This is a genomic window from Desulfovibrio sp. 7SRBS1 (assembly GCF_049723905.1).
In the GTDB taxonomy this organism is placed as follows: Bacteria; Desulfobacterota; Desulfovibrionia; order Desulfovibrionales; family Desulfovibrionaceae.
The window spans coordinates 3,683,824-3,696,591 of record NZ_JBJKFD010000001.1 but is presented as its reverse complement, the minus strand read 5'-3'; the positions used below and the strand labels follow the sequence as shown (position 1 = coordinate 3,696,591).

Here is a 12,768-nt window from a genome sequence, read left to right as displayed (position 1 = left end):
CATGATTATACAAGACAAGAAACATTTTACCTGGGGCTCATTGCTCACCGTGACGTTCTTCATAGCGCTCGCGTACATGTTCACCCCCTCGTTCGGAGGCCAGAACGCGTTCCATGCCTCGGACGCGCTGTTCAACTCCATATCCAAGGGGTCGCTCTCCGAGTACATCCCCGGGCTGCAAAAACAGGTTACGGCCTGGAACGGCAACAGCATCGACGTTAACGTAAAGCTCAAGAATCCGGACTATGCAGATAAGGTCAAACATGTCCTGGACGTTGCAGGAGCAGGCGCCAGCGAAGCAGGAGAACGAGTCAACGTGAAGGCCGACCTGGGCAGCCTGCTTGCCGCAACCCTGCAGGACTCCCTGGACATGTTCTACAACAAGGGCGAAGAATTGCAGTCCAGGTACGGCATGGACCCGAAAATGGTCATGTACGTCTGGTCCCAGTTCTACAAGGGCCTTGAAAACGGACTGAAGGGACAAAAGAAGTTCAAGGAAGCAGCCTTGGTTTCCGAAGTGGTCAAACGCGGAGTTGAGCTGTCGTATAACTATTATGGCGTCTCGCCGCAGCACGCGGGTGACCGTGCAGGAATACTGGCGTTCGCACTGATCTTCTATGTCGTTTATACAATGTGGTGGGGGTTTGCCATTTTCTTCCTGTTCGAGGGCATCGGCCTTAAGATGACCAAGGGCAAAAAGAAGGAAATGTAACCATCCTAGGCGACTGACAAACGCACTGCGTGGTCCGGAGCGTCCGGACCGCGCAGTTGCAGGCAGGCTGTCCTGTTGGACCTTGCAGTTGCTCCGGTTCCACTCCCTGTCCGCGCATCTTCCGGCAAACACCCAATGCGCGCATGCGGACTGCAACCGATATCTGGAGACCTCATGGGCCTGAAACTGCTGGAATGGATAAAATGGCTCTTTAGCCCGAGCGATGCGGATAACAACGACGAACCAACGGAATCCGCAGAGTCGCTCCGGGCGGCGTTCAAAGCCCGCTACCACCACTTCCGCCTGCTGCTGGCCGCCAACAACAAGGCTCTGGAATACATGGCCGCCATGGAAGAGGCACGCAAGGGGCTGGCTCCTTTCGGCATGTCCTTTGTCCGCAACCAGGTAACGGGCGTGGCCGCCCAGGTGTTCCAGATCATCCGCCAGCTCAACGAACTCGCGCCGGACAAATATCCCAACCTCATGGCGCGGTTCAAGGAAATCCAGGCCCAGATAACCCCGTACACCAGCCCGGAGGCAATCCACGCCGAAGGGCCCCTCACCATACCTTTCCGCGAGATGAACGCCTCGCACGCGCCGCTTACGGGCAGTAAAATGGCCACCCTGGGCGAGGCCAGAACCGCGCTGGGACTGCGCACCCCGCACGGCTTCGTCATCACGGCTGCGGCCTACTACCGTTTCATCGAACACAACGAGCTGGAACCGGAAATCCAACGCTGTATCCAGACCTGCGAAAAAGACTCTGCAGACTCCATGGTCCGGCTCAGCACCCAGCTGCGCCAGCTCATAATGAGCACCGAAGTTCCGCCCGACCTGGCCGAGGAGATGATGCAGCGCTACCACGCCCTAGTCAGCCAAAGCAGCCACCATCACGTCGCCATGCGCTCCAGCGCCCTGGGCGAGGACAGCGCAGACGCCTCCTTTGCCGGACAATACCAGTCCATTCTCAACGTGGGGCCGGACAGTCTTCTGGATGCCTACAAGGAAGTTGTCGCCAGCAAGTACGGCGTGCCGGGCATGACCTACCGCATGAACCGCGGCATCCTGGACCGCGACGTGGCCATGTGCGTGGGCTGCATGCACATGATCCAGGCGGTCAGCGGCGGAGTGGCCTACTCTGCAAGCCCCGTGGATGCGGTGGACAACGCCGTGCTGGTCAATTCGGTATGGGGCCTGCCCAAGGCCGTGGTGGACGGCAGCGTGGACACGGACCAGTTCGTGGTGGACCGGCAGGCTTCGGCCTCGGGCGAACTCTATATTCTGGACCGCCGGGTGGTGCGCAAGGACAAGCAGTTCTGCTGCTTTCCCGAAGAAGGACTGTGCCGCGAAGTCGTGACCGAGGACAAGGTGAACCAGCCCTCCCTGGACGACGACCAGATACGCCAGGTGGCCCGTCTGGCCCTGACTCTGGAACACCATTTCAAGTCGGCCCAGGATATTGAATGGGCCTTCGGCCCCAGCGGCAACCTCTACCTGCTGCAATGCCGCCCGCTGCTGCGCCGCTCGCGTTCTTTCGAGGAAGTCGCACCCTCCCGCCCCATCTTGCTGGAAAAAGGCATTACGGCAAGCCCCGGAGCCGCCTGCGGACCTGTGCGCATGGTACGCAAGAGCATGGACCAGCTTACCTTTCCCAAAGGCGCGGTCCTGGTGACCGACCAGGCCACACCCAAGCTGGCCTCGCTTCTGGACCGGGCCGCCGCCCTGCTCTGCGAACGCGGCTGCATCACCGGCCATCTTGCCAGTGTGGCCCGGGAATTCGGCGTGCCCGCCGTATTCGGTCTGGGCGACGCCCTCTCCACTCTGCGGCTGGATCAGGAAGTGACCGTGGATGCCGACGCCGCACGCGTGCTGGACGGCTGTGATGAAAACATCATTGCCGCGGCGTCACGACCCAAGCCGCATCTCATGCAGGGCAGCCCGGTGCACACGGCCCTGGAAGGCGCCATGGAGCACATCACGCCGCTCAACCTGCTGAACCCGGAATCCGCTGATTTTCGGCCCATGCACTGCCAGACCCTGCACGACATCACACGCTTCTGCCACGAAAAATCCGTGCTGGAGATGTTTAGCGTGGGCCGCAACTGCCGCTTTCCCAAGCACTCGGCACGGCAGCTTTTTGTGGAAAACCCCATGCAGTTCTGGATTATCAATCTGGACGACGGATTCACCCCGGAAGAGGACGAAAAAAAAGACGGACTTGTCCGCCTCTTCAACATCACTTCCCTGCCCATGCTCTCGCTCTGGGACGGCATGGTCGCCATCCCCTGGGACGGGCCCCCAGCCATCAACGCGCGCGGCTTCATGTCCGTGCTGCTCGAATCCACCATCAACCCTCATCTGGAACCCGCGGCAGGCTCGTCCTTTACCTCGCGCAACTACTTTATGATCTCACGCAACTTCTGCAGCCTGCAGTCGCGCTTCGGCTACCATTTCTGCTCCGTGGAAAGCCTCATAGGCGAGCGCCCCACGGAAAACTACGCCACCTTCCGCTTTCAGGGCGGAGCGGCAGACTTCGACCGCCGCAGACGCCGCGTGGAGTTTGTCGCCTCCATACTCGAAGACCTCGGCTTCGCCACCATACTGCGCGAAGACAACGCACTCGCCCGGCTGGAAGGCTTTGAACAAGCCTACATGCTGCAGCGCCTCAAAGTCCTCGGCTATCTCATCACCCATACCCGCCAACTCGATATGATTATGAAAGACAGCACATCCGTTGCCAACTACCGCAACAAAATGGATAAAGATATCCAGGGATTGCTGGCTGCTGAGGAAGAAAAGAAAGAAGTGAATTAAGAGAAGCGCGGGGGAGGAAAAACCCTTTTGAAAAAGGGTTATTTCCTCCCCCACACCCCCTCCTTTTCCTAAAACTTTTATTATTGGGGGAAAGGGAGGATTCTATCAATTGCGTAACGGCTCAAAAAAAACAGGCTGCCGAGAAAAGTCCTAGAGCAAGGCGTTTTCGCAACAACACAGCTCTAGGACTTTTCTCGGCAGCCTGGGCCGTTTCCATTGCGCATTTTCCACGCAGCAGGGGAGCTTTGCTCCCCTGCTGCGTGGAAAATGCGCAATGGAGAATAGGGGGTCCGGGGGAGCACTGCTCCCCCGGCGGAGTTCAGAGGCAGCGCCTCTGGCCGCTGGAGGCCCAGCCATGGCTGCACCGTCCTTCGCGGTAAAAAAAAGGGGGAAGGTACGAATCCTTCCCCCGGGTGATTTCTTCCAGTGACCAGCCCTTACGGGTTAGCCCTTGATGATGGCCTTGAGCTTGGCAATGGCCTTGGGAATGCCGTTGCTGTCCGAGCCACCGGTCTGTGCCAGGTCGGGACGACCGCCGCCGCCCGTGCCGCCCACTTCGGTGACGATTTCGCGGATCAGGCCGGGCGCGGTGAAGCGGTCGTGCAGGTCCTTGGACACGGCCATGATGAGCATGACCTTGCCGCCGTCCTGGGGTGCGGCCAGCAGTGCGACGCCGGAGGACATCTTGGAGCGGATGTCATCCATCTGTTCGCGCAGCACCTTCACGCTGGGCACGTCCACCTTGACGGCCAACACCTTGATACCGCCGATCTCCTCCACCTCGTCCATCAGGCTGCGGCTTTCGCCGGAAAGGAGCCGGGCCTGCAGCTTTTCGATTTCCTTGAGCTGGGCCTTGACCTCTTTCTGCAGGGCCTTGACCTTGTCGCTCACTTCGGACGGCTTGGACTTGAGCAGCTTGGCTGTGGAGTCCAGCTCGGCGCGCTGTGCCTGGAAAGCGGCCATGGCGTTTGCACCCGTGGCAGCCTCGATGCGGCGCACACCGGCAGCAACGCCGGTTTCCGAAAAGATGGTGAAGGAACCGGCCTGCCCGGTGCGGGCCAGATGCGTACCGCCGCAGAGTTCCATGGAAAATCCGGGAACTTCCACCACACGAACCTCGTCGCCGTACTTTTCGCCGAACAGCGCGGTTGCGCCTTTTTCCATGGCCGCGTCGTGGCTCATGATCTGGCAGTCCACGGGCGCGTCGGCCATGATGGACTTGTTGACCAGTTCCTCGACAGCCAGAATCTGCTCGTCGGTCATGGGCGAATTGTTGGAGAAGTCGAAACGCAGCCTGTCCGGGCCCACCAGGGAACCGGCCTGGTTGACGTGCGCGCCCAAAACCTGGCGCAATGCGGCGTGCAGCAGGTGGGTGGTGGTGTGGTTGCGGGCCGAGGCCGTGCGCAATTCCTCATCCACTTCCAGGGTGGCGTCCTGGCCCTTGGCCAGATCGCCTTCGTTCACGAATATCTTGTGCATGGTCAGGGTGGACGCGGGCTTGAGCGCATCCAGCACATCGGCGCTGCCGGTCATGCTGAAAATCTGCCCCTTGTCGCCTGCCTGTCCGCCGGATTCCCCGTAAAACGGAGTAACAGCGCACACGGCAAAACCGCCCTGGCCCTGAGCCAGTTTGTCCACGGAATTTCCTTCCTCATCGATGAGGGAAAGGATTTTGCTTTCCGCTTTCAGGCTGTCGTAGCCCACAAAGGTGCTGGTCACACCGGCTTCCAGCAGGGCCTTGAACTGGGCGCCCAGATCGATTTCGCCGCTGCCTTTCCAGTTGGCCTTGGCGCGCTGACGCTGTTCTTCCATGCAGGTATTGAAACCGGGCTCGTCCACGGGAAAACCTTTTTTCTCGGCCACGTCGCGGACGATATCCAGAGGAAAACCAAAAGTGTCGTACAATTTGAAAGTAAACTCGCCGGAAACAACCTTTTCCTTGGCCTCGACCATGCGGTCCAGCTCTTCGGTCAGCTTTTCCAAGCCCTTTACCAGAGTGCGTCCGAAGCGTTCCTCTTCTTCGCGGACGTTGCTCAGGATGAATTCCTTTTTGTCCACGATTTCCGGGTAGGCATCACCCATGGCGCCGATGACGGTATCGCACACGCGGTACAGGAAGGCGTCCTTCTGGCCGATGAGGTTGCCGAAACGCAGAGCGCGGCGGATGAGGCGGCGCAGTTCGTAGCCCCGGCCTTCGTTGGAGGGCATCACGCCGTCGGCCAGCAGGAAGGTCGCGGCCCGGGAGTGGTCGGCAATGACCCGCAGGGCGGTGTCCACGTCGTCGTTCTCTTCCTTGTACTTCACCCCGGCCATCTTGGCGGTGAACTGGATGATTTCCTGGAACAGGTCGGTATCGTAGTTGGAAAACACGCCCTGGCAGACAGCGGCTATGCGTTCCAGCCCCATGCCCGTATCAATGCTGGGACGCGGCAGGGGAACGCGGTTGCCGGGTTCGATCTGGTCGAACTGCATGAACACGAGGTTCCAGATTTCCAGAAAGCGATCGCAATCGCACTTGCCCAGGCCGCAGCCGGGGCCGCAGCTCATGTGTTCGCCCTGGTCGATGTGGATTTCCGAGCAGGGGCCGCAGGGGCCTGTGTCGCCCATGGACCAGAAGTTTTCCTTCTCGCCCAGGCGGTAGATGCGTTCGGGCGCCACGTCGGTTTCGCTCAGCCAAAGTTGCTCGGCCTCGTCATCATCCGTGAAGATGGTGACGTAGAGCTTGTCCTTGGGCAGCTTGAGTTCCTCGGTAATGAACGTCCAGGCAAAGCGGATGGCTTCGGCCTTGAAGTAATCGCCAAAGCTGAAGTTGCCGAGCATTTCGAAAAAAGTATGGTGCCGCGCTGTGCGTCCCACGTTTTCCAGGTCGTTGTGCTTGCCGCTGATGCGCAAACACTTCTGGGATGTGGTCGCCCGTTTGTAGGGCCGTTTTTCCTGCCCAAGAAAGGTCTTTTTAAACTGGACCATGCCCGCATTGGTAAAGAACAGGCTGGGGTCATCCTTGGGAACCAGCGGCGAACTGCGGACGATTTCGTGACCTTGCTTTTGGAAGAACTCGAGAAATCTGTTACGAATCTCATTGGCGGTAATCATCAAACGACTCCTTTGCGAATCAGAAAAGGCGAGCGTTGGCCACCGCCCGCTCCACACTTGGCAGGGTAGCGGCATACTCGGCCCGGTTCCACTGGTACTGGCTATTCTTTCTCGTCTTTTTCAACGTCGGTAGTTTCTTTGGCCGCGTTTTCAACGCTCTCCTCGGCGGGAGGTTCGATTACGCCGAGGTGGACCATCAAGTCGTGCTCGATCTGCTCCATGATATCCGGATTTTCCAGCAGGAAGCTGCGCACGTTTTCCTTGCCCTGGCCCAGGCGTTCCGAACCATAGGAATACCACGCGCCGGACTTGTCCACGATGTTGGCCTCAACACCCATGTCCAGCAATTCGCTGGGACGGGAGATGCCCACACCGTAGAGGATATCGAACTGGGCCTCGCGGAACGGCGGGGCAACCTTGTTCTTGACCACCTTCACGCGGGTTCTGCCGCCGTAGACCTCGTCCTGATTTTTCAGGGTCTGGATCTTGCGGATGTCCATACGCACCGAGGCGTAGAATTTGAGGGCATTGCCGCCGGAGGTGGTTTCCGGGTTGCCGTAGCCCATGGTGCCGATCTTCATACGGATCTGGTTGATGAAGATGACCGAGGTGTTGGACTTATGGATGGAGCCGGTGAGTTTACGCAGGGCGTGGGACATAAGCCGCGCCTGTCCGCCCACCTGCATGTCGCCCATGTTGCCTTCCAGTTCCGCCTGGGGAATGAGCGCGGCGACCGAGTCGATGACGATGACGTCCAGGGCACCCGAGCGCACCAGCATATCGGCGATATCCAGGGCCTGTTCGCCGTAGTCGGGCTGGGAAATGAGCAGATCGTTGGTCTGTACGCCCAGGCGTCTGGCATACTTGATATCCAGCGCATGCTCGGCGTCGATGAAGGCGGCGGCTCCGCCTGTTTTCTGGGCTTCGGCAACAATGTGCAAAGCCAGAGTGGTCTTGCCGCTGGACTCCGGACCGTAAATTTCGATGACTCTACCACGCGGCACGCCGCCGACTCCCAATGCAAGATCCAAGGCAATGGAACCGCTGGGAATGACGGGAATGGCCACATGGGCGGAATCATCAAGTTTCATTACCGATCCCAGCCCCCATTTGCGTTCAATGGTGGTCAGGGCGGTGGAAAGCGCCTCGCGGCGCATGTCTTCTGGGTTGGGTGCCGGACGTTTGGCCATGGAATACCTCACGAGAATGTTATCGGGTTAACCTGCTTACCAGATAGACCATAGCCCGGCAACAGGCCAGCGAACTCCCGGCCCGGAAAGCCCCAAAACGCAGGGACTACGGGAAGAACAAAAGTGCCCGCCACGTTTCTTAAAAAGTAAGCCCCTGCCGTATTTTTCATATATGGCAGGGGCTTACTTTTTGTCGATTTCTGGTGATTCAAAATGACTTTCGGTTATTTCCAAAATGGTTTTACACATTTTTTCACACACGCCATCGACAAGATTCATTTCATTTAATGAAAGGGATCAAACGTAACACGATGCCATGCAGATATTTATTTTTCCACATCGGCCCATATCTTCCTTCATCTTCCCTTCATGATTCCCTCCGTATTCTGACCTCGAACGGCAGGAACGGTTTGCCACCGCCATGGTGGCGCCACTGCCACAACGTATCGACAACAGGAGGCAATATGAAAAAGCAATTGATAGCCATCATCGGAAGCGGAGCCATGATCATCGGTCTGGTCACGGTAGGCGTGGGTTTCGCCAAGTCCGAACACGAACAGCGCATCAGGGGGACCATCCCGGTCCCCGAACAAACCGAGGCCGCGTATCCGGACATGGCCAAAATTTCCCTGAACCAGGCCATGCAGGACGCCGTGAACGCCGTACCGGGGCGGGTCCTCAAGGCCGGACTCGACGAAGAGGACGGCTTCCTGGTCTACAGCGTCGAGGTCGTCGGCCAGGACCAGACCGTCACAGACATGAAGATCGACGCCGGGTCGGGCAAGGTGCTGGCCCTGCACAAGGACAAGGCCGACCGGCACGACCATGAAGACGAAGACCGCGAACATGACGAACGGGAAGGCCACGAAAGCGAAGAATAATCTCCCGCCCCCGCGTCCCGGCCCATATTCCTTACAGAGCGAGCCGGGACGCATCCACGGTCGTCCAGCGAGGTAATTACTATGATCACAATGGAAAACACCCGGTTGGGCATCGACGGAAAGGAAGTGCTCAACGGCATCGACCTGCATCTGGAATCCGGCGACATCTACGGCCTGCTCGGGCCCAACGGCGCCGGGAAGTCCACCACCATATACGCCCTGCTGGGGCTGCGCCCCTATTCCGGCGGCCACGTCAGGATTCTGGGCGGCGACCCGGCGGAGAACCCCATCCCCATCCGGCGGCAGGTGGGCGTCATGCCCGAAAAGGCCGGATTCTACGAATGGATGACCGCGCCCGACTATCTCGGCTGGTACGCACTCCTTTACGACATCGTTCCGACGGGCGGGGAGCTGAACACGCTCCTTGAAAGGGTCGGTCTGCCCGCGAAAAAGGGGCAACCCATCGCCTCCTATTCCCGTGGTATGCGACAGCGCCTGGCCGTGGCCAGGGCCCTGTTGCCGCACCCCCGGCTGCTCATCCTGGACGAACCGACCAACGGGCTCGACCCCAAGGGGCGGCGCGAGGTCCACGACCTGCTTGTGGAGTATGCCCGGACCAACGCGGCCGGGGTGCTCCTGTGCACCCATCTTCTGGACGACGTGGACCGGTTGTGCAACCGCATCGGCATCATCGAGGGCGGCCGGACCCGCGTGGAGGGGGCCATAGGCGAACTGCTGTCGCAAACGGTCCGGGGATTGAGCCACCGCCTGCGCCTGGAGGCCGAACCAAACCTCTCTAACCTGCCGGACGGGGTCACGGTCCTGGGCCACGAAAACGGCTGGTGGCGCGTGGGTACCCGGTCGGAAAACGTTTCCGACCTCTGGGGCGAACTGTGGCGGCGGGGATGGAAAATTCAGGAAATCCGCTCCGAGGCTTCCAACCTCGAAGCGCTGTACATGCGCCATACCGGCCAAAACGGGCCGTCGGCGCAGGAGGTGAGGCAATGAACACGGCCATAACCATAGCAAGAAAGGAAAGCGCGCAGATGCTGCTCAGCCGCCGGGGCATCCTCTGGCTGACGACATTCAGCGCGGTACTCTCTGTTTTCAGCCTGCTTCTAGTCAGCAACACCGAACTGAGCCTGCTCGACAACGCCCAGGTGGTCTACATGATGGCTGGAACGGTCCTGGCTGCCGGGTCTCTGCTGGCCGCCATCCAGGGCAGCGACGGGTACGCCGGGGAAAGGGAGCGGGGCACGCTGGTGCCGCTGCTCTGCGCCCCGGTGCGGCCCGGCGGCCTGCTCGAAGGCAAGGCGGCGGGCATGCTTGCGGCCTGGGGCGTCATGTACGCCATGAGTGTGCCCTATCTCTGGGCCGTGGGGGCGAACGGCCAGAACCTCGGGGCCGCCCTGCTTTACCTGGCCCTGTTCGGCACGCCGGTGGTCCTCGGTTTCGGGTACCTGGCCCTAGCCCTGTCCGCCCGCACAGGCAGCGTCATGACCTCGCTGCTCGGCACGGTCACACTGCTTATGTTGGCCGCCAGCCCGCTGGTGGTGGGGCCGAGCCTCCGCAGCTCGGCCGTCGGACGAATTCTGGACGCCGTGAATCCCTTTGCCGGGGCCCTGAACACCCTAGACAGTGTGATCATCGACGGCGACCCATTTTCGGCCCAGGTCTTCCGTCTGTTCCTGGTCGCGGCCTGGTTGGTCCTCTGTCTGCTCCTGGCCCGCCGCAATACCGCCAGGGCCAACTTCTAAAAGGGAGCGCACCATGAAGATTCACAAGCCCCTGCTTTCCGCCGTGGCCGCGATCCTTCTGCTCGCCACGGCCGCCGCGGCCGCACCGCCCCCGGTGACCCTAAACCTGAGTCCCGATGCGGCTAACCCCGCGTCGCCGATCATGGGAGATCACCTGCGGTTCTGGAGCACCATAACCAACAATGAAAAGGACCCCATTCAGGGGCTGGTGGCCTGGGTCAGTCTGGTCGAGGTAGACCAGGGCAACGAACAGCCCATGGACCTGGAGGACTGGAGCGCCCACAAGGCCGTGGCCGGGGCGACCCTGGAACCGGGCAAGCCTCTGCGTACCGACTGGCCCATGCGGCTGATCAAGAGCGGAGACTACCGTGTAATCGTCAGTGTCACCGACCGGGGCGGCAACCGGGTCTACACCAGCCCGACCATCCAGTTCCACGTCCGGCCGAAGCCCATGCTCAAGGCCGGGCGGGTGACGGCGGTGGCTGTGGGCGTGCCCGTGTCCCTGCTGGCCCTGTTCTTCGTTCTGAAGCGGCGGCAACGCGCCCGGCACGGCTGAACCGGCGGGCCGCCACCGAAAACCATATATAGCTACAGCGAGGTCCACATGACATTCCGACGAAAATCATTCCTACGCGCGGTCGCGGGCACCCTCGGCGTACTCGCGATCCTGTTCGCGGCGCGCGTCTGGTATCTTGAGGAACAGGGCAACTTCCATGCGATAACGGCCGGCGAGGCATACCGCTCGGCCCAGCTGGACCGGGACGAGCTGACGCACTACGCCCGCAAGTACCGCATCCGCTCCATCATCAATCTGCGCGGGCACAGGCCGAAAGAAGCCTGGTATTGCGAAGAGACCGCCACCGCCCGCGAGCTGGGCATCCGGCACTTCGACTTCGGCGGCATCGGGGCGACCCGCGCGCCCTCGCCCCGCCAGATGCGCGAGCTGCTGGAGCTGTTCGCCATGGCCCCGCGCCCGGTTCTGCTGTACTGCCAGGCAGGGGCGGACCGCTCCGGCCTGGCCGCGGCCCTGTGGAAGACAACGATCGACGGCACGCCCGCCTCCAAGGCGCGCAGGCAGCTCTCCCTGCGCTACGGGCACATGCCCGTGGGGCCGACCACCGTTCTGGACGACTTTTTCGATCACTGGAACCCCGCCGAAGGCCGTGCCGTGGAATCCGGCATCCTGCCATCGGCCCACAAGGAGCTCTGATATGTCCTTCATTCCCCAGGAATTGCGCCGGAAGGATGTACGGGCGGTCGCGGGCATGCTGCTCGACCGCCTGTACGTCCTCCTTATCCGGCCGGTGGCCGCGTCACGCGTCTTCCTGCACGCCGCGGGAAAGACCCGGCGCTTCTGTCTTGTTCACTTCCGCAAGGAGTACGTCCGCACACAGCTGCGGGCACGCGAGGGCGAATGCCGCCAATGCGGCTTCTGCTGCAACATGCTCTTCACCTGCCCGCTGCTGACCAGGGAAGGACGGTGCGTGGCCTACGGCGTGTGCCGCCCGCGCTCCTGTCAAGTCTTTCCCATAGACCAGCGGGACATCGACGAGGTAGGAAAATGCGGCGGCCGGTGCGGCTACCGCTTTGGCAGTCGTCTTTAACCGGAGACCTTCAACAGGAACCGTCCGACATGATACATCAAGCCGTTGCCTGGATCTTGGCCGTGGTGGGCCACTGGGGCTATCCCGGAATCGTGGTCCTCATGGCCCTGGAGTCCTCCCTGTTCCCGTTCCCCAGCGAGGTGGTCATCCCTCCCGCCGCCTACCTGGCGGCCAGCGGCAGAATGAACATCGGGATGGTCATTCTCTGCGGCGCACTGGGCAGCCTTGTGGGGGCGGTCTTCAACTACTGGCTGGCCCTGACGCTGGGCAGGCCGTTCTTCGAGCGGCACGGCCGCCGCATACTGGTCAACCCGGAGTCCCTGGACAGGGCCGAGCGCTTTTTCGCCCGCCACGGGCACATCAGCACCTTCACGGGCCGCCTGCTGCCGGTCATTCGCCAGTACATCTCCCTCCCGGCCGGGCTGGCGCGAATGAACTTTCCGGCCTTCTGCGCGGCCACAGTCCTGGGCTCTGGAATCTGGGTGCTGGTCCTGGCCGGGCTGGGCTACTGGTTCGGCCAGAACGAACAGATGGTCCTGCGCAACCTGCACTGGGCCACCCTGGGGCTGGTCGCCTTCTGCGCGGCCATCCTGCTGGCCTACCGGCAGTGGTGGAAGGGCTGCCGGAACCGGGACGCGGAACAGCGGACCGACGTCTGACATCCGTCCCGTTTTTGTCGCCCGCATTGTTGTACAATCTGTTTTTTTGGTTCAGGAT

The 12,768-nt window shown here is 61.0% G+C and carries 11 protein-coding genes; 9 read left to right on the top strand and 2 right to left on the bottom strand.

Annotation, left to right across the window (positions count from 1 at the left end; genetic code table 11):
* Nucleotide 1 precedes the first annotated feature (1 nt).
* On the top strand, nucleotides 2-712 hold the full coding sequence (locus ACI0FJ_RS16405; protein ID WP_424305122.1) for a hypothetical protein: 711 nt from the start codon (nucleotides 2-4) through the stop codon (nucleotides 710-712).
* A gap of 174 nt (nucleotides 713-886) precedes the next feature.
* The gene (locus ACI0FJ_RS16400; protein ID WP_424305120.1) at nucleotides 887-3,526 is read left to right on the top strand and encodes a PEP/pyruvate-binding domain-containing protein; all 2,640 of its coding nucleotides are present in this window, start codon (nucleotides 887-889) and stop codon (nucleotides 3,524-3,526) included.
* 444 nt (nucleotides 3,527-3,970) lie between these two features.
* Here ACI0FJ_RS16400 and alaS read toward each other — a convergent pair whose 3' ends face one another.
* Nucleotides 3,971-6,619, bottom strand: a complete 2,649-nt coding sequence (gene alaS, locus ACI0FJ_RS16395; RefSeq protein ID WP_424305119.1) for an alanine--tRNA ligase — start codon at nucleotides 6,617-6,619, stop codon at nucleotides 3,971-3,973.
* A gap of 101 nt (nucleotides 6,620-6,720) precedes the next feature.
* On the bottom strand, nucleotides 6,721-7,809 hold the full coding sequence (recA, locus tag ACI0FJ_RS16390; RefSeq protein WP_424305117.1) for a recombinase RecA: 1,089 nt from the start codon (nucleotides 7,807-7,809) through the stop codon (nucleotides 6,721-6,723).
* 464 nt (nucleotides 7,810-8,273) lie between these two features.
* Here recA and ACI0FJ_RS16385 point away from each other — a divergent pair, with 464 nt between their 5' ends.
* The 7 genes from ACI0FJ_RS16385 to ACI0FJ_RS16355 all read left to right on the top strand — a co-directional run bounded on the left by ACI0FJ_RS16385 (nucleotide 8,274) and on the right by ACI0FJ_RS16355 (nucleotide 12,710).
* A complete protein-coding gene (locus ACI0FJ_RS16385) occupies nucleotides 8,274-8,690 on the top strand; it encodes a PepSY domain-containing protein (protein WP_424305115.1) in 417 nt (138 codons plus the stop codon).
* 81 nt (nucleotides 8,691-8,771) lie between these two features.
* The gene (locus ACI0FJ_RS16380; RefSeq protein WP_424305113.1) at nucleotides 8,772-9,698 is read left to right on the top strand and encodes an ABC transporter ATP-binding protein; all 927 of its coding nucleotides are present in this window, start codon (nucleotides 8,772-8,774) and stop codon (nucleotides 9,696-9,698) included.
* Nucleotides 9,695-10,447: an ABC transporter permease gene (locus ACI0FJ_RS16375; protein WP_424305111.1), complete on the top strand. Its 753-nt coding sequence runs from the start codon at nucleotides 9,695-9,697 to the stop codon at nucleotides 10,445-10,447. Before ACI0FJ_RS16380 ends, ACI0FJ_RS16375 begins: the two co-directional genes overlap by 4 nt.
* A 13-nt stretch (nucleotides 10,448-10,460) precedes the next feature.
* Nucleotides 10,461-11,003, top strand: a complete 543-nt coding sequence (locus ACI0FJ_RS16370) for a hypothetical protein (RefSeq protein ID WP_424305109.1) — start codon at nucleotides 10,461-10,463, stop codon at nucleotides 11,001-11,003.
* Nucleotides 11,004-11,051: 48 nt separating this feature from the next.
* Nucleotides 11,052-11,657 (top strand): tyrosine-protein phosphatase, encoded by a 606-nt coding sequence (locus tag ACI0FJ_RS16365; protein WP_424305107.1) that lies wholly within the window; start codon nucleotides 11,052-11,054, stop codon nucleotides 11,655-11,657.
* A 1-nt stretch (nucleotide 11,658) separates the two neighbouring features.
* A complete protein-coding gene (locus ACI0FJ_RS16360) occupies nucleotides 11,659-12,051 on the top strand; it encodes a hypothetical protein (RefSeq protein ID WP_424305106.1) in 393 nt (130 codons plus the stop codon).
* 29 nt (nucleotides 12,052-12,080) lie between these two features.
* The gene (locus ACI0FJ_RS16355) at nucleotides 12,081-12,710 is read left to right on the top strand and encodes a DedA family protein (RefSeq protein ID WP_424305104.1); all 630 of its coding nucleotides are present in this window, start codon (nucleotides 12,081-12,083) and stop codon (nucleotides 12,708-12,710) included.
* Nucleotides 12,711-12,768 lie beyond the last annotated feature (58 nt).